General features: G+C 41.9%; 22 protein-coding genes. All 22 read right to left on the bottom strand.

The window, feature by feature from the left end:
* Window positions 1-6 precede the first annotated feature (6 nt).
* Window positions 7-1,008, bottom strand: a complete 1,002-nt coding sequence (locus tag IJI01_RS08700) for an ABC transporter permease (protein WP_292188838.1) — start codon at window positions 1,006-1,008, stop codon at window positions 7-9.
* A complete protein-coding gene (gene rfbC / locus IJI01_RS08695) occupies window positions 1,005-1,550 on the bottom strand; it encodes a dTDP-4-dehydrorhamnose 3,5-epimerase (protein WP_292188835.1) in 546 nt (181 codons plus the stop codon). Before rfbC ends, IJI01_RS08700 begins: the two co-directional genes overlap by 4 nt.
* A 41-nt stretch (window positions 1,551-1,591) precedes the next feature.
* Entirely contained in the window at window positions 1,592-2,071 is a 480-nt protein-coding gene (locus tag IJI01_RS08690; RefSeq protein ID WP_292188831.1) for a hypothetical protein, read from the bottom strand.
* 72 nt (window positions 2,072-2,143) lie between these two features.
* Window positions 2,144-3,013: a glucose-1-phosphate thymidylyltransferase RfbA gene (gene rfbA, locus IJI01_RS08685; protein ID WP_292188828.1), complete on the bottom strand. Its 870-nt coding sequence runs from the start codon at window positions 3,011-3,013 to the stop codon at window positions 2,144-2,146.
* Window positions 3,014-3,095: 82 nt separating this feature from the next.
* Window positions 3,096-4,181, bottom strand: a complete 1,086-nt coding sequence (gene rfbB, locus IJI01_RS08680) for a dTDP-glucose 4,6-dehydratase (protein ID WP_292188825.1) — start codon at window positions 4,179-4,181, stop codon at window positions 3,096-3,098.
* 132 nt (window positions 4,182-4,313) lie between these two features.
* Window positions 4,314-7,835 (bottom strand): GH25 family lysozyme, encoded by a 3,522-nt coding sequence (locus IJI01_RS08675; protein WP_292188822.1) that lies wholly within the window; start codon window positions 7,833-7,835, stop codon window positions 4,314-4,316.
* Window positions 7,836-8,075: 240 nt separating this feature from the next.
* Window positions 8,076-8,987, bottom strand: a complete 912-nt coding sequence (locus IJI01_RS08670; RefSeq protein WP_292188819.1) for a hypothetical protein — start codon at window positions 8,985-8,987, stop codon at window positions 8,076-8,078.
* 422 nt (window positions 8,988-9,409) lie between these two features.
* Entirely contained in the window at window positions 9,410-9,754 is a 345-nt protein-coding gene (locus tag IJI01_RS08665) for a multidrug ABC transporter (RefSeq protein ID WP_292188816.1), read from the bottom strand.
* Window positions 9,747-10,244 (bottom strand): DMT family transporter, encoded by a 498-nt coding sequence (locus IJI01_RS08660; RefSeq protein WP_292188814.1) that lies wholly within the window; start codon window positions 10,242-10,244, stop codon window positions 9,747-9,749. The genes IJI01_RS08665 and IJI01_RS08660 overlap by 8 nt, the downstream gene beginning before the upstream one ends.
* A gap of 70 nt (window positions 10,245-10,314) precedes the next feature.
* Window positions 10,315-11,292 carry an SGNH/GDSL hydrolase family protein gene (locus IJI01_RS08655; RefSeq protein WP_292188812.1) on the bottom strand — a complete coding sequence of 326 codons (978 nt, stop codon included), beginning with the start codon at window positions 11,290-11,292 and terminating at the stop codon, window positions 10,315-10,317.
* 98 nt (window positions 11,293-11,390) lie between these two features.
* On the bottom strand, window positions 11,391-12,506 hold the full coding sequence (locus IJI01_RS08650; RefSeq protein WP_292188810.1) for a hypothetical protein: 1,116 nt from the start codon (window positions 12,504-12,506) through the stop codon (window positions 11,391-11,393).
* An 11-nt stretch (window positions 12,507-12,517) separates the two neighbouring features.
* Window positions 12,518-13,948 (bottom strand): MBOAT family O-acyltransferase, encoded by a 1,431-nt coding sequence (locus IJI01_RS08645; RefSeq protein WP_292188807.1) that lies wholly within the window; start codon window positions 13,946-13,948, stop codon window positions 12,518-12,520.
* Window positions 13,949-14,107: 159 nt separating this feature from the next.
* Window positions 14,108-15,073: an ornithine cyclodeaminase gene (locus IJI01_RS08640; protein WP_292188804.1), complete on the bottom strand. Its 966-nt coding sequence runs from the start codon at window positions 15,071-15,073 to the stop codon at window positions 14,108-14,110.
* 1 nt (window position 15,074) lies between these two features.
* Window positions 15,075-16,889 carry an aminotransferase class I/II-fold pyridoxal phosphate-dependent enzyme gene (locus IJI01_RS08635; protein ID WP_292188801.1) on the bottom strand — a complete coding sequence of 605 codons (1,815 nt, stop codon included), beginning with the start codon at window positions 16,887-16,889 and terminating at the stop codon, window positions 15,075-15,077.
* A complete protein-coding gene (locus IJI01_RS08630; protein ID WP_292188798.1) occupies window positions 16,889-17,680 on the bottom strand; it encodes a LicD family protein in 792 nt (263 codons plus the stop codon). Before IJI01_RS08630 ends, IJI01_RS08635 begins: the two co-directional genes overlap by 1 nt.
* Window positions 17,667-18,461 (bottom strand): hypothetical protein, encoded by a 795-nt coding sequence (locus tag IJI01_RS08625; RefSeq protein WP_292188795.1) that lies wholly within the window; start codon window positions 18,459-18,461, stop codon window positions 17,667-17,669. Before IJI01_RS08625 ends, IJI01_RS08630 begins: the two co-directional genes overlap by 14 nt.
* 27 nt (window positions 18,462-18,488) lie before the next feature.
* Complete coding sequence (locus IJI01_RS08620) at window positions 18,489-19,697, bottom strand: DUF6077 domain-containing protein (protein WP_292188793.1); 1,209 nt, start codon at window positions 19,695-19,697, stop codon at window positions 18,489-18,491.
* A 1-nt stretch (window position 19,698) separates the two neighbouring features.
* Window positions 19,699-20,325 carry a uridine kinase gene (gene udk, locus IJI01_RS08615; protein WP_292188790.1) on the bottom strand — a complete coding sequence of 209 codons (627 nt, stop codon included), beginning with the start codon at window positions 20,323-20,325 and terminating at the stop codon, window positions 19,699-19,701.
* Window positions 20,326-20,349: 24 nt separating this feature from the next.
* On the bottom strand, window positions 20,350-21,846 hold the full coding sequence (locus IJI01_RS08610) for a hypothetical protein (RefSeq protein ID WP_292188787.1): 1,497 nt from the start codon (window positions 21,844-21,846) through the stop codon (window positions 20,350-20,352).
* Between the two features lie 12 nt (window positions 21,847-21,858).
* Window positions 21,859-23,343, bottom strand: a complete 1,485-nt coding sequence (locus IJI01_RS08605; protein WP_292188785.1) for an MBOAT family O-acyltransferase — start codon at window positions 23,341-23,343, stop codon at window positions 21,859-21,861.
* Between the two features lie 16 nt (window positions 23,344-23,359).
* The gene (locus IJI01_RS08600) at window positions 23,360-24,298 is read right to left on the bottom strand and encodes a glycosyltransferase family 2 protein (RefSeq protein ID WP_292188781.1); all 939 of its coding nucleotides are present in this window, start codon (window positions 24,296-24,298) and stop codon (window positions 23,360-23,362) included.
* Window positions 24,299-24,383: 85 nt separating this feature from the next.
* Window positions 24,384-25,967, bottom strand: coding sequence for an NAD(P)/FAD-dependent oxidoreductase (locus IJI01_RS08595; RefSeq protein ID WP_292188778.1), 1,584 nt, complete (start codon window positions 25,965-25,967; stop codon window positions 24,384-24,386).
* Window positions 25,968-26,008: the final 41 nt, after the last annotated feature.

Here is a 26,008-nt window from a genome sequence, read left to right as displayed (position 1 = left end):
ACGCAATTACAGCACATCCGCAAAGTGTGGCTTGGAACGCTTGAAAATCAGTGTACCAATAGAGAATGTAGCAACCACAAATAACCAGAAATATGTTGAAGAATAGAAATGTTCAAAGAACCAAGTGTCTCCACTTATAGTGTTCCTGTATCCCTCTACAATGTATGCCATAGGATTAAGCTTGATGATCCACTTATACTCATCTGGCACAATAGCAATATTCCAAAGAATTGGTGTAAACCACTGGAAAAGCTGAAGTCCGATATTGATGATCTGAAGTAAGTCCCTGAAGAAAACTACGATAGCGCATGTAGCGTAGCTAAGTGACAATACCAGAATAAATTCACATCCTATGTAGTAAATAAACTGAATCCAGTAAACGTTTGGATAATAGCCGTAAACACAGGCAATGATGAGCATTACACAGATAAAGAAAATGTGAATGAACATTGCAGCAATTATCTTAACGATAGGTAATATACTGATCTTGAAAAGAACCTTCTTAACCAGATAGTTATATTCCAGAAGTGATGTAGTACCGTTTGTAAGGGCCTCTGTAAAGAAGAACCAAGGTACAAGACCAGCTGTCAGGAACAGAACGTAAGGCATCTCGATTCCACCAGATACTGCCTGCGCTCTTGACTGGAAGATAACATCAAATACAACATAGTACATGGCAACAGTGACCACCGGCTGTGCCAGTGCCCACACGATTCCCATATATGATCCCGCATATCTCTTTTTGAAATCATTGATAGATAATCTCTTGATAAGATTTCTGGAATGAAAGAGTTCTACCGGCAGAACAGTTAACTTGTCATACCAGGCAAACGCCAGAACACAGCTCACTCCGATCAGAACGCAGCCACATATCTTTTTGAGCATCTCTGTATGTGGATCTGCAAGCGGGTTATTATGCAACACTAATAGAAGCGCAAGTGTAAGCGCCAATACATAGAAAATGCCCAAGCCAGTATGCTTGGGAAGTTTTCTTAACCCTTTATTCAAAGCTGCTTGATTCCTCCCCATTTTGTATCTCTCTCAGAGAAAAGAAGCTCTACACCCTCCTGAAGTGGCCATTCAACCCCAACATCAGGATCATTCCACATAATGCCGCCTTCATCGTTAGGATGATAGAAGTCAGAACACTTATATGCAAACTCAGCATAATCGGAAAGTACCAGGAAACCATGAGCAAATCCCTTAGGAATAAAGAACTGCTTCTTGTTCTCAGCTGTAAGAACTACTCCAAACCACTTACCATATGTCTTGGAGCCCTCTCTAAGATCAACTGCAACGTCAAATACTTCACCGTTAATGCAGCGAACAAGCTTATCCTGTGGATGCTCTTTCTGGAAATGAAGGCCTCTTAGAACGCCTCTTTTGCTAGCTGACTGATTATCCTGTACGAATTCGCAGGTAATGCCAGCTTCCTCAAAATCTCTCTTATTGTATGTCTCAACAAAGTATCCTCTTGGATCACCAAACACCTGAGGAGTGATTACCTTAAGTCCTTCAATTTCGCATGTTTCAACTGTTATCTTACCCATTTTCTCTTATTACTCCGTTATATATTTTATAAGTATTGTAATCATGGATTACCAACTGGTGTTCCACCAATTGTCTCTGAGCCAGGTATAGGCCCCTGAGGAATCTCAGTTCCAGGTCCCATGCTGCTTCCAAAAGAAGCTGCTGCTCCGGGATTATCAAGCTGTCCTACAACAGCCATTCCTGAGCCGCCTGTCTGTCCCTCTTCTGCACTTGATGAATCTGAACTACTGTTAACAGTCTTGGTATTCTGCTGGATAACTACTACAGCAGGAACCTTCTCTGCTTCGTCAAAAAAGTCCTCGTCGTACAGAAAGCTCTTTAAATCATCCCCAATCTGCTGACCGTAGACTTCCTGAGGAACTGACAGCTCTTCTGTGGATACTTCCACCGAAGCGCTGTTGTCTTTTCTCCCAAGCATCTTGTTGATCTTGTCAGCATTTGTGGCATAAATAATAACTACTACCAGGATAAAAGCGCTTAATATGGTCATCAGGGCCATTGTGAATACTTTTTTATCCATGTGTCGTCCCCCATGTTATCCCCACAAAAAAGTTATTATCTAGCGAACAGTACAGTAAATGCACAGTTCTGATTACAGGCCGTTGGCAACCTCTACGAGGTACTTACCATAATCTGTCTTCATGAGAGGTTCAGCAAGCTTAAGGAGCTGCTCCTTACTGATGAATCCGCGCTTGTAAGCGATCTCCTCGATACAGGAAATATAAAGTCCCTGTCTCTTCTGGAATGCACATACGAAATCAGATGCATCAAGAAGTGAATCATGGTTACCTGTATCAAGCCATGCAAATCCTCTTCCCATTGTCTCAACAGAGAGCTCACCTCTTCTGAGGTACTCATTGTTGATGCTGGTGATCTCAATCTCACCTCTGGCTGAAGGCTGTACATTGGCAGCGATATCAACAACCTTGTTGTCGTAGAAGTAAAGTCCAGGAACCGCATAGTTACTCTTAGGGTTCTCAGGCTTTTCTTCGATGCTGATAGCCTTACCATTCTCATCAAACTCAACTACGCCGTAAGCTCTAGGATCTCTTACATAGTAGCCAAAGATAGTTGCTCCGCTCTCTCTTGATGCAACCTCTCTAAGGAGCTTAGAAAAGCTCTGGCCATAGAAGATGTTGTCTCCAAGAACAAGTGCAACTGAATCAGAACCAATGAACTTAGCTCCGATAATGAACGCATCTGCAAGTCCTCTTGGCTGCTCCTGAACTGCATATTCAAAGTGCATACCAAGCTGCTCTCCGCTTCCAAACAGTTCCTTGAATGCAGGAAGATCTCTAGGTGTAGAGATGATCAGAACCTCTCTGATTCCTGCAAGCATAAGTGTTGAAAGTGGATAATAGATCATAGGCTTGTCGTAAACAGGCATCATCTGCTTGGACATAGCTCTTGTAAGTGGATATAATCTAGTACCGGAACCTCCGGCAAGAATAATACCTTTCATTTATGAATTCCTCCACATCAGTATATGATACGGATAACTAATACGAACATGATTTTTGTGCAAGCACAATCAATTTGTATTATTATCTATTGCTATACATCTTCTCGTAATACTTCTCGTAATCGCCGCTGGTTACGTGCTCCATCCATTCCTGGTTCTCGAAGTACCACTTAATTGTCTTGCGGATACCTTCGTTGAACATTGTCTCTGGTTCCCAGCCGATCTCAGCCTTGATCTTGTCAGGTGCGATCGCATATCTTCTGTCATGACCCTTTCTGTCTGATACATACTTGATAAGGTCATATGAAAGATGAGCCTTTCTAGGATCTGAATCATCAAGCTCTTCCTTAAGAACGTCGATGATTGTCTTAACGATCTCAATATTCTGCTTCTCGTTGTGACCACCTACATTGTAAGTCTCAAAGAGTCTGCCCTTCTCCTGAACCATATCGATAGCCTTAGCATGGTCCTCAACAAAGAGCCAGTCACGAACGTTTTTACCGTCACCGTATACTGGAAGATCCTTGCCAGCAAGAGCGTTGTTGATGATAAGTGGAATCAACTTCTCAGGGAACTGGAAAGGTCCATAGTTATTAGAACAGTTAGTAATGTTAGCAGGGAACTTGTAAGTATCCATGTATGCCTTAACAAGCATATCTGAGCTTGCCTTACTAGCTGAATATGGGCTGTGTGGTGAATATGGAGTTGTCTCATAGAAGTATGCATTTGGATCATCATCAAGTGAACCATATACTTCATCTGTAGAAACATGAAGGAACTTCTTGCCCTCCTTGAATGTTCCATCAGGAAGCTCCCATGCCTTCTTGGCAGCGTTCAGCATTGTAGCTGTACCAAGAACGTTAGTCTGGACAAATACCTCAGGATTAACGATTGATCTGTCAACATGGCTCTCCGCAGCAAAATGAACAACTCTGTCGATGTCATTCTCCTCAAAGATCTTGTTGATGGCGTCTCTGTCACAGATATCTGCCTTAACAAATGTGTAGTTGTCTCTGTTCTCTACATCGCGCAGATTCTCAAGATTGCCTGCATAAGTAAGTACATCAACGTTGATGATTCTGATCTCATTGTCGTACTTCTTAAACATATAGTTAATGTAATTAGAGCCAATGAAACCTGCTCCACCTGTAACCAAGTAAGTTCTCATTCTTTTTTCCTCATTGTTCTAAAAAATTTCAAATTTTAACTGACATATTATACCACAAGACAAAGTCAAGTAAAAGTTTTGTCTTCAATTCCGCTAATAGTGCGGCCTGATTGTATAATCCGGCTTTAATAATCAGTAGCAGATATTCATATCTACAAAACCGTTGATTCCTGTTACTCGTCCCTTTGATGTGTACTGCCACATATCATATCTGCTGCCTGAATATGTTACAGCCTCAGCATACTGTGCAAGCCAGATCTTGTAATTTGTGATCTGTGATGTATTGATATAACTTGTGAACCAGGTCTTGTTCGCATATACACCAGCTTTGTATCCAGCGTTCTGAATTGTTCCACAGAAAGCCTTGATGTTAGCTGTTCTCTGTGCTGGGTTTATTCCATCTCCACGTCCATGGCTGGCCTCAACATCAAGGTAAACAGGATAAGTGATGTTGTAACCCTTGATCAGATTGATAACCATAGAAGCCTCTTCTACAGCCTCAACCTCATTTACAGCCTGTGTAAAGAAATAGATACCAACTCTGATTCCAGCATTCTGCGCACCCTGAATATTTCTTCTGAATGTAGGATCCTCAATAAGCTGACCTTCAGATGAACCTCTGTATCCGCATCTGATGATTACGAAGTTAATTCCGGAATTCTTAACTGCTGCCCAGTCAATGTTTCCGTTCCACTTGCTGACATCAATTCCTCTTCCACCAGCACTGATAGCAAGAGCTCCATCCGAGCCAAAAGAGTACTTGGCACCCTGAATTACCTGCTCACCAGTAACTGCATTTCCGTTCTTGTCAAAGAAATATGTTTTGCCATCAATTGTCTGCCAACCGGTGTATTTAAAGTTAGTTGCAGCCTTTCTAAGATAGAGCTTAGTTCCTTTGTAATAATCTTCATAGACAGCTTCTCTGTAGCTTCCATCATCGTTCTTGACATAAAGAACATTTCCGCTCTTATCCTTAAGAGTCTTACCCTTACTAATTACTGATACTGCTACTGTATTATCCGCATAGCCTGTAGCAGAAACAGTAATTGTTGCTTCACCTACAGCCTTACCAGTAATAGTAGTGTCTGAAACTGCAACTTTACTTGTATCACTTGATGCAAGCTTAATTGCCAGCTTAGCCTCTGAAGATGCAAGCTTAACTGACTGTCCCTCAACAAGAGTTACCTTAGTAACTTTCATAGGAACCTTGGTGCCTTCTTTTGCTACTACAGTAACCACAACAGTAGTTGGAGTATATCCTTCCGCTGTTATCTTGATATTTGCTGTACCTACAGATACACCCTTTACCAAACCAGCTTCTGTTACTGTAGCTACTTCCTTTTTATCAGTTTCGTATTTAACATTTTTAGGTTCAGTTACCTTAAGCTGAATTTCTTCGCTTACTTTTACTGTTACTGCTGTAGGCTCAACCTTCATCGTCTTGTCATCAGCCTTACCAACAGTAACGGCAACCTTTGCATCCTTATATCCAGAAGCACTCAGAACAATATTGGTTGTACCTTCTGCGACAGCAGTTACTGTTCCATCACTGGCAACAGTGGCAATCTTTTCATTCTCTGACTTAAATGTTACTGATGAAGGAGTACCAGGCTTTATCTTTTCAGAACCGCCAACCTTAAGTGTCATGCTAGCTGTGTAGCCTGTCATCTCCTTGTCGTCAGCCTTTGAAACAGTAACGTTGACTGTACCTTCTTCATAGTCAGCAGCAGTGAGTGTAATTGTAGTGCTACCCTCTTTTACGCCTGTTACTGTTCCATCTGAAGAAACAGTAGCAATGCTTGTATCATTTGACTTATAAGTAATAGTGCTATTAGCTGATGCGCCTATTGAAGCAGATGCTCCAACCTTAACTGTAATAGTGTTACCATTTACGTTAAACTTGCTCTTTTCTTTTTCCTTCTCTTTTTCCTTAACAGTAATTGTTACAGTAGCTGATTCGCAATTATCTGCTGAAGCAGTGATTGTAGCAGTACCTGCAGCCTTAGCTGTAAGTGTGTTTCCAGAAACGGAAATCACATCATCATTGCTTGATGAAAATGTTGCATTTACTGTTGATCCGGAAACAGAAGCTGAAATAGTTCTAGTATCTCCAACTGTCATTGCAGATTCATCAACAGAAATACTTATCTTTTCCTTAGTTGCTGGAGTTTCTCCGCCTCCTGTATTTCCGCCTTCGCTAGAATTACCACTTCCACCATTATCTTCTGACTTGCTATTTCCTTCTCCTGGCTCATTAGACTTAGGAGTTTCATCATCACCTATAGATGCTGATGTAGTTGAACTTCTTGCCAGCGCCATAAACATCCATGGTCTTACACCAACCATAGTTCCACTAGCAGGATCTGGTACAGTGTCTCTGTTTACTTCTTCATAAGAATAAGTACCGTCTGTACTCTCGCCCACAGCGACCTTAGTACTCTCAACCCACTCAACTGTATCCTGAAGCTGTGATTCAACCTCAGTCTTAACAGCTGTATCCTCTTTTGCAGCGTTGACCTGGGATTCTTTTTTGACCTCGTTGCTGACGTCGACAGCTTTCATCTCAACCTGATCCTTAACAGTAAGGCTCTGAGTCTTGATCTCAAGCTTGTAGTTCTCGTAGCCACTTGGAAGGGACTTAGGAGTAATCTTGTAAACGCCTGCTGTGATATCTTTTTTATATATAATTCCATCCTGATCGTGGTCATTGTACGTAACCTTGGATCCATCAGGAGTTTCAACATCTATTTCGAGAGGGAGGTTAGCAACAAGCTTACCTGTCTGAGAATTGATGAACTTAACCTTCATATCACTCTTGATACTGGTAAGAGTCATCTTGATTGTTACATCCTCAGCATCGTCTGGAACTTCTTCCTCCTCTTCCTCCATAAATGCATCATCTGAGATAAGCTCTGCAGCCATAGCTCTTGCTCTTTCAGCATCAGCTACTGCAATAAGACCACTCTGACCATAGATGGTCTCAGTACCAAGCTCAGAACCAACTTCTACAAATGAGTCAAGCTGCTGCTTATTGCCCATTGCTTTCATATAGAAAGATGCTGTAGCTATACCACCTGCAAGAATCAGGATTGCAAAGATAGCTGCAATTCTCTCAGTTGCAGAGGTATTTGCAAGGAATCCAAAAATCTTAGCTGGTATAGATTCGCCGCGGTCTCTGTCTCTTCTACCGCGTCCACGTCTATCTTCATATCTCGCATCACCAGGATAATATGCGTCTTCATCCTCGTCTTCAGGATAATACTCTTCATCCTCGTAATTATCCTCTGGATAATCGTCATCCTCATAGCGGTCATCTTCTACCTCTTCCTCGGAATAATCTTCATAACGGTCATCCTCTACCTCATCTTCCGGGTAGTCATCTTCATCGTCATAGCGATCATCTTCGCTATATCTCTCTTCACGGCGATTCTCTACTTCTTCCGGATAATACTCGTCATCCTCGTAGCGGTCATCATCCTCATAGTCTTCATCCGGATAATCGTCGTCTTCATAATCATCCTGGTAATCTTCATCATCGTAGTCATCACGATAATCATCTTCATCGAAATCTTCATCGAAATCCACGACGTCTTCTTTATACCTGGACAGATTTCTCTTATCTTTGGCCTTAAGCCCAAACAATCTTTTTTTCATACTAAATCCCCTTAACAACCTGAACTCCAAAGTTACAGAGTCCCTATAATCGCATTCACGACAAGCAGCAGTAAATACGTGCTTATTCTTATCTCAAGAACGCTTAATTATCATCAACATTTCAGGTGCACACAATAACTCCAATTTACACCATATATAGTGCCATTTTACCACCCATGCACTATATCCACAACTTAAATGTTGCTATTCTTCCTAGCTCACAGCTCAGATCAAGCCATTTCAGCTCTTGATGAATTGTTGAATTATCATTTCTATTTCATCTGTTCCAAGTGGATTAGTTGATGTTTCTTCAGTTATTATGAGATTTTTCCCAGCAACAATTCCATTTCTAAGAAAGCTTTTTGCTTTAAAAACTGCCTGCCTAGCATACTCCTTGTCATCCATCATGCCTCGGTGTTCCCAATAGTACTCTTTTCTATCCTTCACATTTAATACTGTGAAATCTGGATAAACCATTTTCCCATTAGATAACATGATAGGACATTCATACTTGTAGGGAATCCCATGTTTATCCAACATATTTGCTATATTAAGTTCTGATTTTGACCTTACTCGCTCTTTTCTTTTAGTTTCAAGAAACGGGACGTAGTCTGGAATCTCCTTACCATCGAAAGGAATCCTTTGCCAGAATATTGCATAATCTTCATCTGAAACATCTACTGGGATAATGTAATCTTTGATTTCATCAGGATTATCTGAATAGAATTGTCGAATTTTCTCTATGATTTGATCAGATTTTTTTAGATATGATTCAAGATTCTTAAGCTCAACATTGATTTGCTTTAGAACCTTTTCGTCATAAGACTTTTGGATATACTTTCTTATTACTTCTGTTTCCGACTTTGGTATATACTCGCCAGTCCTTTCAGCAGCATCTTTCCTGAGGTAATATTGTACTCTTTTACTAGTCTTAATGACATGAATTTTCTCAGGTGGCGCTTTTTCTAGCGCCTTTTCTTTTTCCAACTTGATGCCAATCAGCTCATCGTATCTTCTCTTGGCTTCTTGATACATCATTGTTGGCCTAATTAGCTTTAATTCTTTTCGTTTACTCGTTTTATAACTCTCCTTGTCATCTGTATTTGCCGATTCTGCATCTATTTCAATGAAACCACTAATTCCGATGCCCATTTTCCCAGCTTTCTCATCTCTTTTACACCGGAAAAAGAACTCTTGGCATTATAGATGCACTTTCAATCCGTCAAAGCTCTTTTCCTGCATCTATTTCGTAAAAATGCCTATTACCGATGCACTTACCACATTTATCAATCAAAAATGTGCATCTATTTTGCCAATCTAATGGGATTTTGATGCAAAGAATGGATATCACGCCCTCAACTTGTCCAAGCTGCGCCATCAACCAGCCAAAGCTACACCTAAGTTGCGCCTCAGCTATATGCCAGCTCACCCAAAATGCATCGAATTTTGAAATAATTAGATTCCCGATTCTCTAGAAGAAGAATCGACCTTCGGAATCATACTATAACGTATCAAAAATGTAAATAGAAAAAGCTGAAACCCGCAGCCAGTGCGAATTTCAGCTTTATATTCACTCACCCAATCCCGTAGAACACGCCGATTCCAGCGATGATGAAGAGCACGCCGATGATCTTCTTAGTAGTAAACTTCTCTTTAAAGAAGGTTCTGGACATGACCATAACCAGAATATAGTTAATTGGCTCCATTACTACAGTGCCCATGTAGCCTAGGCCGCCGTAGCAGAAAATTGTGATGACCATGGATACAACCAAGAGGCCATATCCGCTCATAACCAGGATATTGAGGTACTCCCTGATAAAGGAAGGATACTCTTTTCCTGCACTCTTTTTAAGGAGCATCTGAGAGCTGGCTGCTACAAGCTCTGCAAGAATCATTAGAAAGAAGAACACATTAAACATTGTCGTCCTCCTCTCTGGCTGTCACTTCACAAACACCATTATCGTCATATCCATCATTCGCTGCATCTACGCAGTTACCGGCAGATACATCATCAGATGCTACTACACAATCAGCAGACTCCGAACTATCTTCATCAGAATTCATGATCACGACGCCGATGATTACAAGCGCTACTCCTACAACCTTCCAAACTGTAATGCCAGTTGAGAAGATAAGGAAGTTCCACAGCATGGACCACATCAGGGTCAGAGCCTTATTGGCACAGGCGATAGACAGCTGGAACTTCTTGATCATCTGCTGCCAGATGATTGCATATACAGCAAGGATTACAAACTCCAAGCCAAAGAACAAAATATATTTAAATGATAAAAACTCGTAGTCAGATGCAAGCTTTCCAGCCACAGTTGAAAGAGAATACACAACAACCGCGCCCTGAAGCTGCAGAATATCTACAAGACCAATCTTCCTTTTCTTAATTTCTTTTTCCATTTCCTCATCAGATCCATTTCTAAACATCAATTTCTAATCATCTATTCCTGATCATCAATCTATCCTCAGATCAATTCTTTCCAATCCCATTCGGATAAATCACATTCACAAAGTGCTGCGCAACGTGCTCATTGCAGGCTGCGTTGACATGGATATTGTCCAGAAGCCACTCTGAACTGTTGTCCTCGTGAATTGTTCCGTAGTAATTGTCGATGAAGGTAACTCCTCTCTCTCCTGATACATCGATCATAAACTGCAGATAGGTTGTGAGCTTACCATTTCCGAAGTCCACTCTGTCGCCGCTTACCAGCGCTCCAGTTGAATCATACGCATAGCACATGGTAAAAGACATACAAACAATCCTGATGAATGGATACGCCTCCTGAAGTGCTTTGATTCCGGAATTGAGCGCTCCTCTGTAAGTCACAGGATCGAACTCGTTGTCTGGGTTCATACCGATTCTCATGTTCAGATAATCCTGCGCGTTATAGTAGATAACAATCGTATCAACCTTATTCATATCTACATTTTTAAGGTCCCACGAAGTCTGAGTATATGTGTAATCATCAAAAGATGACTGAACACTTTCCATCAGACTAAAGTCTCCGGATACAATACTGTTAACTACATTCACAAAACTAAAAGCATCAAGCTTATAATCATCAGAAAACTCAACATTCTTGTTGGCTACTGTTGATCCAGGGAATGCACAGTTGATAGCTGTAGCACCGAGCTTACTTGCAATCTGCGCTGCAACGCCAGTCTCACCTTTATCATAAGTAAGAGCATCATTTCCAAGGAAAAGAATTGTCTCCTCGTCGTCGTACTCATGGCCAGCCTTCTTATCATCAGTTAAAAGAAATACCTGATCCAGCACCTCTACCTCAAGGCTTCCAGTATCAGAAGTATCAAGCTCAGCAGTTCCCATATTCCAGCGAACAAGCTTAAAAATTGAAAAAGCTATTACAAGTACGATAATTCCGATGAATACAAAATGTACCCAGCCAGGAATATCCTCAAAGCTAAAATTCTTTTCTTCTCTTCTCATATAATCATTCTCCTCATGATTGCCAATCTCTTGCTGCATTTCATAGTCGCATACTAAGACGATGTCATTGTATAACTAATATCATACAAACATCAGCATTACCACTCTTTAGAAAATAACTCCTCAAAATCAAACTCGTCTATTATACCACGCATTTTGGAAAGTTCCGAATGCATCTCATCATAGGTAGTAACCTCATGCTCTCCGCTTGCAAAGCACTCAACCATGTATCTGTTTATTTCTGGCTTGTAGTGAGAATAATCAGCGTAGTTGTTAAGGTCAGTCACCTCATCCATGTTCTGGAAGTAGAAAAGATGTACATTGTCATACTGAAGCAATCTAAAAGCAACATACTCATACTGCGCCATTGTGGCTTCCAGTGAATTCTCCTGCAGAACATTGTGCCAGTACAAAATGCTGTAGGGTGGGAAAAAGAAATAAAACTGAGTCTCAGGATGCTGCTCCACAAAAGGCAAGATATTCACATCCAGATTAAGTTCTGTCTGCTCCAGCATTGCATTTGTCGGAAGCTCTTCCTCCACCTTCTCAGGCTCCTCGTAGGTGTGCATAACCCACTGAATATTGTAATACTCCGGAGTCCACCAGCTAAAATACGCCTCAGACAAGTCTGTTCCCTGCCTCTGAACTATAGGCCTGAATATGTACTGCATGATCACATCCTTGTTTAGCACATACTTAACATCATTGAAAATGTTCTTATCATATAGATACTCTGGTCTCTCGTACTTGACCGTCTCAGTATCCGCCGCCATTACAGGAATATCCATGGCAAAAAACACAGCGTCAACCGGACTATTCTTCCTCGCAAGGCTGCTTTCATCAAACACTATAGAAAGAATATTTGAATCATCCTTGGGATACGCTCCGCTGTAGCTAAGCTTCAGTGTATCCAGCCCCATCAATTCCTTGAAATCATCCGTATCAAAGTTAACTGTCATTGACGAACCGATGATACAAGAATTGTAATTCATATTCCTCGCCATTCCAGGATTCTGACTTAGCTGATTATCCACTACATAAGGAAATCCCGGAAGCGGCTTATGGTAGTGAAAAAATGGATCCACATAAACCACTATCCCAGCCACCGCCACAACTACCACAAGTAGAATCGCCCAGAAAGCAATAAACAAGCCGCGATATCTGCTATTATTCAATTTCTTTTTATCAAAAGTATTTTCTTTCATCTTTTTCATCTGTACCCACATCAGAAATTCATATACAGGAAAGTGCTGACTCCACCAAAGCTCACAACACTCCACACTAACAGGAGCACAGTCATGAGTGTTGTTCCAACCCCGAGTTTACACTCCTTGCATCTTCTGATCGCATTTGGGCAAAAGAAAATCATCACCACCGAAACTGCCATAAATATCCAAGCGCACAGCTCCCATGCGTTACTAAGCTTCATAAGAGGTGTAACCTTAAGCACATACCACAGCTCATCAATCTGGAAAGCCGCAGAGAAGTTATTTCCAAAAGGTCGTACGCCGCCTCTGAATATCTGCCCAAATAAAATCAGCGCATCCTCAATTGTCTTGGCTCTAAAGAACACCCAGGCTGCAGTAACATACATAAATGTCAGTACAATCTTGCAGGCGTTAACAAGTCTATATCCAATACCAGTCTCATCTTTTCCTGTATCAGACTTCGCCAACTCAGACTTAGCTGTACCTGTCCCAGCTTCCTTCCTCTTCCCAATCCATCTGGTCACCACATACAGCACGCCGTGCATAGCGCCCCACACGATAAAGGTCCAGCCTGTTCCATGCCAGAAACCGCTCACAAGGAAAATGATCATGAAGTTAATGTAAGTCCTGACCTCGCCCTTCCTGTTGCCACCAAGAGGAATATACAAATACTTAGTAAAAAACTTAGTGAGGGTGATATGCCATCTCTTCCAGAAATCAACAATATTCACCGCCTTGTAAGGTGAATCAAAGTTGATGGGAAGCTCTATTCCAAGAAGCATACTCACTGCTGCGGCCATATCGCAGTAGCCGCTGAAATCAAAGTACAGCTGGAATGAATAGAACACTGCTGTCATGACAGCCTCAAGACTTCCCATACCAACCAGCCATTCAAAGTTAGCATCAACAGCCTTACCAATGGTGTCTGCCATGATAACTTTCTTAAACAAGCCTATGGAAAAGAGATACATAGCGCGAAGAAAAGTCTCATATTCAAAGCTCTTATCAAGCGCCTCTGTGAGTCTTGCATTAAACTCACCATATCCCATAAGTGGTCCCTGCAAGAGCTTGGGGAAAAAGAGAATATATGCAAGATAGTCCATTATCTCGAACTTCTCAATATCTCCCCTCTCCAGATCCACAATATATGAAATCTGATTAAAGGTATAAAAACTGATAGCGATAGGAAGGAAAACTCCCCACAGCTTAAAGAACAGCAAAAGAACTATGTTAAAGATTATTCCAAAAGAAAGCCACAGCTTCTGAACCGCAATCTTTTTGCCAAACAAAGAAAGCTCTGTACTGTGCTCTCTCATAAAACTCATCGGAATCGAAGTGCAGATATTAAAGCAGATACTCATTAGCAAAATAGCCAGATTCTGCATTCCAAAAAGGGTATAGAAACACAAGGATCCCAGTATGATACACAGCTCTACCAGTATCCTCACATTTCCCTTCTTGCGCCCTATGCTCCTTAACAGGTTATAAGCTATCAGGAACAAAGGCAGAAATAAAAGCACAAATTCATAGGAGTTAAAAACCATAAAATTATCCTTATTTATGACATCTCGAATCCAAATCCAGTAAGATTATAATTCGCGAATGCATTATATCCAGAACTTCTCAGAAGGCTCCTTCATCTCCGCATCAGCAAGACTACCAAAAACTTCTTTATCCTCTGACATAAGCTGATAAATAAGTGCAGCGTAATTGATGTCATGGATAGATACTCCAATGTTATAGGCAAGTATCCTCTCCTTATCATTGGTACGGCCCTCAGCCCTGCCATTAACCACATCACTTACTTCTGCATAATACTTAAATTTGGAGAAATTCCCAAAATGGTCTACATGCCCTGTATCATCAGCAAATACCTTGTCAAAAAACAGATCGCAGTTAGTAAAGCCTCTTGTGTGAACGGGTACAACTAAAACGCCCTCATCAAACCACTCATCTTCTGCTATATCATTTTCAAAATAAGTGGCACCAGAGATAACAACCTCAGATCCCTGAATGCACTCACGGACAGTATCTACAATGACAAAATCTAGATTGTCAAAATCCTTGAACCTCTCCATGAAGCTCTCTGCCTGGTCCTTGTATCTAAGGAGCTTAACAGTCAGCTTTCTGTCACTGCACAGACTGGCAAGAACGATCATAGTACTGCGAGTAACATTACCAAGTCCAATGAGACCTAATGTCTTAAAACCAGCTTTAGCCAGATGCATAACGCTATGAGCTGCAACAGCGCCTGTCCTCATAGCAGTTATCCAGTTCCCATCCATAAGAGCCAGAAATTCTCCGCTATCACCGTCAAAAAGAAGTATCTTACTATCAAGTGATGGCTTCCTCTCTGGATAGCGAGTCACAACCTTAACTCCGCCAATGATGCCCATAGACGCCTCTATCATAGAAGGCATGACATTGCAAAAAATATTTCCAGGAAGCGTCATATGAGTCTTGGGTGGAAGCTGAGTTTTGCCCTTATCAGCAATCATGTCGCTAACCCACTCATAGCAAAGAGAAGGCTCCAGCTTCATATTCTTAATATCTTCAAAGCTAATGATCTTCATATCATCTATCTCCCAGCTCATCCCTCAGAGCTGCAAGCAAAATGTCATTATCTGTAGTATTTCTAACAGCAAGACGCAGGTAGTTCCTGCCGTTTGTCTTAGTAGTCAGCTCTTTTATCAAAAGATTGTGCCTGATAAGCAAGGTCTTAAGAAGCGCCTTAGGTGAAATGTCCGCATCAAGCTCAGCCATAACAAAGTTGGCCTGAGAAGGAATCACGCGTATTCCCTTTATCTTGGAAAGCTCTTCTTCAAACCTCTTTCTCTCTTCTCTGAAACGTACAAGTGCACTAACGTAGTCCTTCTTGTACTTTTCTTCTATCTGCATATAGAATTCAGCAAAAGAATTGATGTTCCAGATGGCAACATCTTTTTTCATGGCACTGATTGTATCAGTATCTCCGGATGCCAGAACTCCAAGGCGAAGGCCTGGTACTCCGTAGGATTTGGATATACTCTTCATCACATAAAGATGCTTATTGTCAGCAAGGAGCTTCTGATCGATCAGCGTATTGTCCGGTTCATCGGCAAAGTCCACAAAGGACTCATCCACAACAAGCTTAATACCCTTATCAGCGCACCATTTAATAAGGCGCAGCAGATCTTTCTTGGCAATGTAGTTACCGCTTGGATTATCAGGGTTAACCACCACCAGGTTACTGATATCAGCCTCCGCAAAAAAGTTCATGATATCATCAGCTGTATAAGAGTAATCAGAATTATCCGGGACAAAGTAAACCGATGTTTCCTTGTCGTATCTGTTAGGATACTCATCAAAGGTAGGACGGATGAAGCCAGTCTTGCCAGTAAGGTTCTCCATAAGACTCTTTATCAGCTCTGCTGCCCCGTTTCCAACAATGATATTCTCACTGTGAACACCAAAGTTCTTGGCAGCCAGGAGACTATTTACCCTCATTCCTGATGGATACTCAGTTAAAAGAAGATCGAAATTAGCCCTGAGTTCATCCTTCATCTTGTCAGGTGGGAAATAAGGATTTACAAGGTAGCAGAAATCGATGAGCTTGGGATAGCGCCAATAACCGCCGTAGCGTCCCTGAAGGAGACTTACCTTCTCATCCTCATCCGGTGTAAAAATAGACTCTGCAATATCAAGATCCTGAATATCATCAATCTCGTACCACTTCTGTCCATCAAGCCTCTTGGCCTTGATCTCAGGATCATCAAGCATTGTTATCACACGTAGAACCTGCTCATAATACTCATTCTGTCCAAGGGCAGACTGATAAGCCTTGAGAAATGGAACGTAATGAGTCTCAGAGAAGTGCTTACTGAATTTATAGATATTAACAGTTTTATAGTATTCTTTTATCTCATCAAATTTGAACTTCTTGCCTGGAACAAAAGCCTCAATGTCATCATTATCAGAGAGCTTAACACAGGTTCCATCCATCCAGGATTCATATTTATCAACAAGTGCCAGAGTATCTCTTGGGTCCTCCAGTAAAGCGTCCAGAACAGAATCCTCAAAAATAAGGTCGGACTCGAATAAAACCGTATCCTCTTTTACCAGATAATCTCCTGCAAGTGACAGGGAATAAATATTGTTGGTCTTGTCGTAGATAGGATTATCGATATACTCGATAGGTGTCTTAATATCCAGCGTAGCGATATAATCCTTGAGTTTATCAGCTTCATATCCCACAACAATGACAATTCGAGAAAGGTTCTTTTTCTCTATCTGATGAAGCATCCTGTCAATAAGCGCAACACCATTGACCTTTACCATACACTTTGTATTATTCTGAGTAAGCTCTTTTAACCTCTTACCCATTCCAGCCGCCAAAATAATCGCCTGCATTACTCCTTCTCCTCATAATGAACTATTCCCATTTTCCTGGGAGTCATGTAATCACCGTATACCAGTCTCAGCTCTTCGTCATATCTCTCAGGGCATGGAAAAGAATCCCTTTCCAGCACTACGTCTATAGATTTCTCGTAAATATCAAAGTCGTACATCGCCTGAATTCCGAAGGCAAAATTGCTGGTAAATCTATAAGGTGTAGTCACCTTCTCGTACTTCCTCTGCTGCCTGTCATACATTCTGATAAGCGTATCCAGGGAAAAGAGCTTACCAACGCTGCTCAAAAGAAAAATGCCCGCCTTCTGAAGCCCGTGATAATCTTTATAATCAATCCACTGCCTCTTGGAAATACTGAGAGCATGGATCAGCTTGAGCTTGAGATACATTCCCTTTTGGAAAACTCTGCCAGCTGGAACGTGGTCCACAAGGAACACATCAACAGCCGGATGTCCCTGAAGCATCTCGGAATCGCTCAAGGTGTATTCCGTGTTAATGACTCTTGGTACAAAGTCAAAAAAATAAGGCCGTAAATCCACTGGCTCTGTGAACTTGAGCGGCCCTTTCAGATTAGCCTTCATTGCTGCCTTAAAGTTCTCATAGTCTTCACGCATCACTTTGATGTCTATATCATCATCCCAGGGAATAAACGCATGGTCTCTCACCGCGCCTATCTCCGTACCAAAGGCCAGAAAATATCTAATATTGTTCTCTTTACAGATTCTATCAACCTCAAGTAGCATATCGTACAATATGCCATGAAGCTCCTCTATTGATTTAGCTTTCTTCATTTATCACCACCGGATCAGCATAGATATAATAGCCGTGGAGCGTATTCACAAGCTCAAGCCCCATATCCACCAGATCTCCATCTATCTTTCTATTTTCAGCCAGAACAATATAGCTGCACTTGGTCTCTCTTGTTGCCTCCAAAAGAGCCTTGGCATCTATAACCTCAGGCTTCTCCATTACTTCATAAACTGGATTGTAATAATCCCACTGAGTTACAACCATCTCTCTACCAAAAGGAAGAAGAATGTCAGTGTCATACTGTCTCACGAAATGAACCAGCTCAGAAGGGAATGCTGCTCGAACTCTTGGCTCGCCATCAGCAGGTGCGATCTCATCGCAGATATCAATAACGTGCTGTGGAATGTGATACAGATTCTCAGCAACCTTGACGTTATTATTGGCATACACAAGTGAACCGGTAACAGCGATAAACGCCAGTGTCACTACCAACGCGATTCTCTGATACATCGCCTTTTTAAGTGAAAAGATAACCTTACACAGCGCAAAGGCAATAGTCACATAAGTTGGAATGAGCCACAGCAGCCTGTAATAGGTATCACTGCCCTCACTATTAAATGCCGCCACATACACAATCTTGGTAATTGGTAAAAGAAATCCCAAGAGAATCAGAAGCGGTATTATGCCAAGCATTATTTTCTTTTTGATGCTTTTCTCTGTTGCCACCAGATAAATACTGGACGCTACCAGCAGAAGAAGTAAAACTCCGTTTCCGCCATAAAGCTTAAGGGCAACCCAGCACTCCATGAAAATTCCGTACATACAAACCTCATATATAAAAAAGTCAGATCAGCGATGGAACAAACCAAGATATACCAGTAGATACAGCGCGTTAGGAATCACGCAGCAGATTGCTCCCAGTATAACTCGTAGATTTCTCTCGAATAAGAGAAGTACCAATGTGAAAAGAGCTACCAGCCCAGTTCCAAAGATAACTCCCATTGAAGTACACATTCCAGACAGCATATTGATAAGTGTCAGGAAAATCCAGGGTGAAATCTTGAATATGATCTTGTGCTCCTTGTACTCCTCGTAGGACTCAGTGTTATTATCAACCTTAGGCCCAAAGAGAGGTCTTTTCCTGCTATCTTCAAGCATCCACAGGAACACCCACATGATAAGAGGGAAAACAAGGCTGTTAACCATTGCCTTACCCTGCCAGGTTCTGGTCAGGAAAAATGTTGCCGGTGTGTAGATTGAGATATTACCAAACATCATAAGGAAGGAAACGATGATCATGAAAACAGGAATAACCTCCTGCCTTCTCCTAAAGAGAATTCTCGCGATCTCAACATACACCAGATAAACAAAAGGAATAACCAGGATTGGCATAACTGAATGAGACATGATTGTCGCATGAACACCGCTCACCCTTGCCATAAAGGCTATCCACATGGTAATTACAGCCAGCGCATGTCTGATATCAAGCGAAGTGGAAGTTCCAGTGTAAGGCAGGATCGTATTCATAACATCCGCCTGCTGCGCCAGAAGTGATTCCACAACATAGTAGGCATCATCCCCGTCAAAGCTGGACATTACCACTGACAGCACCATCTGAACAACTAACAGCACAAAGAAAATCACCCAGTAAATGCGGCTCTCAAGTGAATAGTTGAGCTTGAGCATCCTTGGGTCTGACCTTGGGCTTAAGAGTTCATGAGCTGTTGCATGAGTCTCACCAGGGAAAAGAACCAGATAATCCAGTCCGTTTTTCTTAAGAAGTATAACAGCCTTAACAACTCCCGCCACAGCCAGAACAATACTGAATATCAGATAAAATCTGGTACAGTAGGAAAAGGCATTGTAGACATAGCAAAGCATACATGGTATCGCTATGATCTCAAACACAGCAAAATAAATCATGTATCCAAATATAAAGGTGATGCCCACAGTCCTCCTGACAACCGGAAGTATGCTGTTAAACAGTACTCCGATGCAGAATGGGATCACGAACATAAACAATATTAATTTCAAGACAGAAAACAAAGCTGCGATCATATTATCTCTCTTTGCTAAGAACGAGATTTAAGTGCTCCTGAAGGATGCTGATACCTGTCAGGTTCTCACCACCTCTTGGGATGATGATATCTGCATATTTCTTACTAGGCTCAACGAACTGCTCATGCATAGGCTTAACAGTCTCTGAATACTGAGTAAGGATAGAGTCGATACTTCTGGCTCTCTCTACCATATCACGACGAATTCTTCTCATAAGTCTTTCGTCAGCATCAGTCTCAACGAAAACCTTGATATCCATCAGGTCTCTGAGCTCTTTATTCTCAAGAATAAGAATACCCTCAACAATGATAACCTTCTTGGGTACTACGTGAACTGTAGCACTTGATCTGTTGTGCACTGTGTAGTCATAAACAGGCATATCGATCTCTTCGTTGTTCTTGAGCTTCTTAACATCAGCGATCATCAGATCTGTATCAAAAGATTCCGGATGGTCATAGTTAAGTCTTGATCTGTCCTCATAAGAAAGATCATCATGTGCTTTGTAATATGAATCATGGTTGATTACAACGATATCATCCCCGAACTTCTCCTTGATCCTGCGCACAATGGTAGTCTTACCTGACGCTGTTCCTCCTGCAATTCCTACTATACAAACCTTATCGCTCATAATTCTTTTCCTTTCATAAAAACTTTAGTCCTCACGGTACTTGCTGCCGTAGGATCTGTAATACTTGTGAGAGAGCACCTCTCCCGAATTCTTGTCATAGGTGATGACCTGAATATCATACCAGATATGGTCATCATCGTAGAGGTAGTTAACCTCTTCATTCTCCTGCGCATACAGGAATCTGAAGCGCTGCTCAACAGGCTGATAAACCATTGTGCCCATAGCTGTTGCCACTCCGGAAAGCGCCTCTTCTCCGCTTGCTTCATATACATTACCTGAGCCTGCGTCATTTATCATGATGTATGGGCCATCACTTAAGATTTTGATCTTGTCAGTTCCTGTAATCTGTGCCACCAGCTCTTTAACACTCGCATCGGCAAAAGAACCCGAGCCCTGATTAAAGTATACTACTGAGCCCACATCTCCAAAGTTTAGAAGCTCAAGCTGTGAATAGAGGTTATTCACACTACCGCTAAAGTTTCTCATATCCTCAGCGTATCTGGCTGCGCACTCATCATAGTACTCGTAGCCAGCCTGTCCTCTGTGATCTTCAAGATCTCCAGTTGCAACAAGCCAGTTACCAAGATAATCTGTAACCTTTTTGGCTCCAAGAGCATTCAGGTGACCTGTATCATTAAGATCAGTATATACATCTATTATACCTAAACCTAGCATATTTATATAGGGAACATCGTACATGCCTGCGACAACGCCTGCACTGTTAGCTGCAATCTTATCCTCTGTTGTCGGGCAGAATGGCAGGTATGTTACAAGTACGCCAATTCCGCGTCTCTGGCACTCATCGATTATCTTCATGAGATATTCCTGACCAACTGTGTGCTCAGAAAGCTGCTCTCCCTCAGCAGGATCAGGACTTGTGGAAGGCTTGAGTTCAACCTCATATCTAAGCTCTCCGCCCAGTAGCTTGTTACTAGCGTTCTGACCAGACAGAACTTGATAATCCTCTTTGGTCAGCTCGTTCCATCTGTCATGATATACGATGAAGTCAAACAGAAACTCTTTTCTGATCTCTTTATCCTGAATAAGATCGGAAATAGCAGCAAGCTTAAGTCTGTTAAGTGGCCAGCAGTCCATGTTAAGGTGAAGCTGATCGATTGATGTATCAATGTCCTCCTGTGGTGTGTTCTCGTTCATGACATCCAGGTATTGATAGTTCTTCTCAAGCATGTAGGCATCAACCACAACCCACTTGGGGCTGCAATAATCAAGAGCTTCAATAAGCTCCCAATATGTAGCCTGCATTACGGAACCATGTCCACCCATGTTGTAGGAAGTAATTCCATAATCTTTATACAAGCTTGCTGGATTAACGCCATTTATCATATGGGATGAGCCCATGAAAAGAACGTCTATATTGCCTTTTTCTGCCTGGGTAAAAAAGTCCGCGTATTTATCATTACTTTCTTTTCTACGCACAACTGTCGCTGCCACAACAATACATGCCAGGACAACTGCGGCAAATAAAGCTATTTTAATTAGATTTATTATCCTCTTTTTCATATCTCACTCCAGTTAGAACTGCTGATAAATAAAGCTAGAAGCATCGTAGCCAGGGCCCCAGATTCCGCAAACAGCAACCACAAGGATTGCGACGATCATGATAAGCCATCTGAGCCATAAAGGCTGTCTCAATATCTTTTCCCTAAGGATGATTCCTCTCACGTTCATAAGGTCCACAATAAATACGATAACCACGCCGATAAGGAGTAGTAACATGTTCGCCTGGTCAAGGCCGTGCCTAAACAGCTCGCCATTTGTCAGAACCCATGGGGTAAAAGATAAGCTCTTACCGATCACATCGAAGGCTGCTCCGATAGTATCTGCTCTGAAGAACACCCATGCAAGATTAACTAAAAGGAATGTGATAACAGTTTTAACCACTTTGTGTGCAAAAGACTCTCTGTCTACTGCAAACAGCTTTACCCAGAAGTCTCTCACCGGCTTCATGAGGTATCCTACAACCTGATACAGGCCATGGAGAAGTCCCCATACAACGAAGGTCCAGTTTGCTCCGTGCCACAATCCGCTCACTGCAAATACAATGAGGATATTGAGGTACTTGCGAGCCACTCCCTTCCTGTTGCCGCCAAGTGGAATATAGATATAATCCTTGAGCCAGCTGGAAAGTGAAATGTGCCATCTGCGCCAGAACTCTGCGATTGAGCCTGAAAGGTAAGGAGCTTCGAAGTTGTTCATAACATCGATTCCAAGAATCCTTGCTGCTCCTATCACAATATGCGAATAACCTGCAAAGTCGCAGTAAATCTCAAGTGTGTACAAAAGTGTTCCAATAAATGTGATTGTTCCTGGAACAGGATTTCCATAAATATCAGCTACAAAGATTGCCATTCTGTCAGCCAGAACCAGCTTCATGAAATAGCCCCAGAGTATCTGTAAAAAGCCATCCTTGAGCATCTCGATATCAACCGTTACAGGGTAGTTGAACTGAGATATCAGATTGTCTGCTCTGTCGATAGGGCCGGAAATGATCTGAGTAAAGAATGAAACGTAAAGCACGTATTTAGCCAGGTTTCTTTCTGCCTTAATGGTGCCTCTTTTAACATCGATCAGATAGGACAAGGCCTTAAGTGTGTAAAAAGAAATTCCGATTGGCGCCAGAATACTGATAGTCGGCGCCTCTTTACCCATTACTGCAAATACTGAACCAGCAAAGAAGCCAAGGTATTTGAACACTACAAGCATGCCTACATTGAGGACGATGCAGAGGGCAAAGACAAGATTGTTGGATTTGAAACCACCGTTCTTATCCTCTCCTGCCTGGCCATCAGTTCCAGCGCTACCATCCATGAGAAGACCAGCTGCATAGGTTGTCAGTATTGATATTGCAAGGACTATGCATCCCTTAACATCAAGGCTTGCATAGAATCCCAAGCTGGCTATCAGCAGCAGAATATATCTAAACTTACGTGGCAGGCAGTAATTAAGTGCTGCAACTGCAAATAAAAATACTAGAAATGCAAATGATGTAACCTGCATAATTCCCCCATTTTACTTAGAAATTGATTCTCTTTTCCTCAACCACAAGTGGTCTTCCGATCACACGGGTGTTCATGTTCAGAATGTACTCTCCCATAAGTCCTATGAAAAAGAGCTGTATAGCTCCCATAAGGAACATACCGATGATCATTGGAGCGTAGCCGGCATGAAAGCTGTACCAGTGTGTAAGCTTGAGTATCAGGTACACTAAAGCTACGATAACATCAATAAGTGCACATACAAATCCAGCTATAGTGCAAAGTCTGAGGCCTACCTTGGTGTAGGAGGTGATACTCAGCATTGCTGCGTCGTAAAGTGTGTAGAAATTATTGTGAGTCTTACCTGCGCGGCGCTGTGGCTGCTCATACTCAATTGTTGTCATGTTAAAGCCTTCGCCGTACTCAGCAACGATTCCTCTGATGAATGGAACCGGATCGTTGAGCTTACGAAGAAGCTGGATGAAAGTCTTGTCATACAGACCAAAGCCTGTGAAATGCTCGATCATTCTAACATTGGACATGTTCTTGATCAGCTTGTAATACATTGTCCTGAGGAAATAGATGAATCCGTTTTCCTTACTGGAGGACTTGATTCCACTTACAATCTTATGGCCCTGTTCCCACTTCTCAACAAACACAGGGATCAGTTCAACCGGATCCTGGAAGTCTGCACAGATTGGAATCACGCAGTCGCCATCAAGGCTGCACATGCCATGGAATGGTGAATTGAACTGGCCAAAGTTGGTCACATTGAAGATAGCCTTGATCTTGGGATTACCAGCGCAGATGCTCTCGATCTTATCTCTTGTGCCATCTGTTGATGCGTTGTCGATAAATACTATCTCATAATCATAGGCAGAGAGCTTCTCCTGCAGTACTTTTTCTACTGCTGCTGAGATTGGCTCTACATTTTCCACTTCGTTAAAACATGGAATCAGAATACTAATCTTTTTCATAAAACCTCTCTAAATCTGTCGTGCCCTATTCACACAACAATGCGGTGCAAAGAACCCCTGCACCGCATAAAATATCTGTAATTTATTAGTCCAACTCAACCTCGTCCTCAGACTCTGCGTTGTCGTTGGTCTCGTGGTACTCTTCCTCAGTGTTGACATTCCAGATGTTGCTACGATCTGTAGCGCCACTGACAATGTTCTTAACAACTTCGAATGAAGTGCACATTGAGTGGTCGATGTTGTTGTATCTGTGCTGGCCATTACGTCCTACACAGTATAGATTGTCGATGGTGTTAAGGTAATCAACCAGCTTGTCCATCTCATCATATGTATCGAAGTAAGCAGGATATGCCTTCTTAACTTTTTCCATATGATAATCCATAACCTCTGATGCACTGTTAATAAGACCAAGCTTAACCATCTCATCGATTGCCATCTTGGCAAACTCATCCTCAGTCATATTCCACATTGAATCGCCTTCAAAGCAGAAGTACTCAAGGCCTACCCAAACTGTATGCTCGAGATCCTTAACCAGGTATGGAGACCAGTTGTTGTAAATCTGGAAACGTCCCATCTTAACTGTTCTATCCTGAACGTATACCCAGTTATCTGGAACGATATTGCCCATAGTTCTGATGTTAGTCTTGTTCTGAAGATTAAGCTTAGGAACAAGAACACCAAGAGTCATATAATCACGGTATGGAAGACCAGCTGCGATTCTTGCTGGCTCAGCTGGAACATCATTCATTCCTGCTACAAGATCCTTAACTGGCATTGAGCTGATAACTACATCGCCATCGATCTCGATTTCCTTGCCATCCTGAAGATATGTAACGCCCTTAACATGGTTACCATCCTTGCGGATTCCAGTAACCTTGGCATTCATGATTATTGTACCGCCAAGCTTCTTGATCTCATCAGCTGTAACTTCCCAGAGCTGACCCGGTCCGAGCTTAGGATAACTGAACTCTTCAATAAGAGATGTGTTAACCTTACGATTCTTGACCTTGAAGAGTCTTCCAAGATAATCTCTAATAATTCCAAAGATAGACAAGCCCTTGGTTCTCTGCTTACCCCAGGATGCATCGATCTCACTTGGATGTCTGCCCCAAAGGTTCTCTGTGTAATACTCAAAGAACATGGAATAGAGCTTCTTACCAAAGTTGTTAATATATAGATTCTCAAGATTATCCTCAGGTCTCTTGTGGAATACAGATCCCATATAAGAGAATCCAACCTGAAGAGTTGTCAAAAAGCCGAAATTCTTGAAAGTCTCAGCCTTAAGTGAAATAGGATAATCATAGAACTTAGAATCAAAAAGGATACGAGAAACACGGTGTCTTCTCAGCATAACCCTGTCTTCCTTCTCTGGATCAGGGCCACCCTCCGCCATCTTCATAGGACGGTCAAGTACTATATCATCATATGTTGGAGAACCCTGGAGTGGTAACATCTTCTGCCACCATTCGTTGACCTCAGGCACCTTGGAAAAGAATCTGTGGCCACCCATATCCATACGGTTTCCCTTGTAATTAACAGTTCTGGAAATACCTCCAAACTGCTGTGTCTCCTCAAAAACTATAACCTGATAATCATCAGACTTGGTCAAAAGCTCATAGGCTGCAGTAAGTCCTGCAGGACCTGCTCCGATTATCAACGCCTTTTTCATACGCATTCCCTCTGTTTTCATAATACTGCTAAAATACAACA

Source organism: Butyrivibrio sp., from assembly GCF_017433805.1.
Lineage (GTDB): Bacteria > Bacillota > Clostridia > Lachnospirales > Lachnospiraceae > Butyrivibrio.
This window is presented reverse-complemented; position numbering and strand designations above follow the sequence as displayed.

Coding starts and splice junctions, on each gene's coding strand:
- rfbC (WP_292188835.1), bottom strand. CDS start 1,550: ATGGGTAAGATAACAGTTGAAACATGCGAAATTGAAGGACTTAAGGTA.
- IJI01_RS08690 (WP_292188831.1), bottom strand. CDS start 2,071: ATGGATAAAAAAGTATTCACAATGGCCCTGATGACCATATTAAGCGCT.
- rfbA (WP_292188828.1), bottom strand. CDS start 3,013: ATGAAAGGTATTATTCTTGCCGGAGGTTCCGGTACTAGATTATATCCA.
- rfbB (WP_292188825.1), bottom strand. CDS start 4,181: ATGAGAACTTACTTGGTTACAGGTGGAGCAGGTTTCATTGGCTCTAAT.
- IJI01_RS08675 (WP_292188822.1), bottom strand. CDS start 7,835: ATGAAAAAAAGATTGTTTGGGCTTAAGGCCAAAGATAAGAGAAATCTG.
- IJI01_RS08670 (WP_292188819.1), bottom strand. CDS start 8,987: ATGGGCATCGGAATTAGTGGTTTCATTGAAATAGATGCAGAATCGGCA.
- IJI01_RS08665 (WP_292188816.1), bottom strand. CDS start 9,754: ATGTTTAATGTGTTCTTCTTTCTAATGATTCTTGCAGAGCTTGTAGCA.
- IJI01_RS08660 (WP_292188814.1), bottom strand. CDS start 10,244: ATGGAAAAAGAAATTAAGAAAAGGAAGATTGGTCTTGTAGATATTCTG.
- IJI01_RS08655 (WP_292188812.1), bottom strand. CDS start 11,292: ATGAGAAGAGAAGAAAAGAATTTTAGCTTTGAGGATATTCCTGGCTGG.
- IJI01_RS08650 (WP_292188810.1), bottom strand. CDS start 12,506: ATGAAAAAGATGAAAGAAAATACTTTTGATAAAAAGAAATTGAATAAT.
- IJI01_RS08640 (WP_292188804.1), bottom strand. CDS start 15,073: ATGAAGATCATTAGCTTTGAAGATATTAAGAATATGAAGCTGGAGCCT.
- IJI01_RS08635 (WP_292188801.1), bottom strand. CDS start 16,889: ATGCAGGCGATTATTTTGGCGGCTGGAATGGGTAAGAGGTTAAAAGAG.
- IJI01_RS08630 (WP_292188798.1), bottom strand. CDS start 17,680: ATGAAGAAAGCTAAATCAATAGAGGAGCTTCATGGCATATTGTACGAT.
- IJI01_RS08625 (WP_292188795.1), bottom strand. CDS start 18,461: ATGTACGGAATTTTCATGGAGTGCTGGGTTGCCCTTAAGCTTTATGGC.
- IJI01_RS08620 (WP_292188793.1), bottom strand. CDS start 19,697: ATGATCGCAGCTTTGTTTTCTGTCTTGAAATTAATATTGTTTATGTTC.
- udk (WP_292188790.1), bottom strand. CDS start 20,325: ATGAGCGATAAGGTTTGTATAGTAGGAATTGCAGGAGGAACAGCGTCA.
- IJI01_RS08610 (WP_292188787.1), bottom strand. CDS start 21,846: ATGAAAAAGAGGATAATAAATCTAATTAAAATAGCTTTATTTGCCGCA.
- IJI01_RS08605 (WP_292188785.1), bottom strand. CDS start 23,343: ATGCAGGTTACATCATTTGCATTTCTAGTATTTTTATTTGCAGTTGCA.
- IJI01_RS08600 (WP_292188781.1), bottom strand. CDS start 24,298: ATGAAAAAGATTAGTATTCTGATTCCATGTTTTAACGAAGTGGAAAAT.
- IJI01_RS08595 (WP_292188778.1), bottom strand. CDS start 25,967: ATGAAAAAGGCGTTGATAATCGGAGCAGGTCCTGCAGGACTTACTGCA.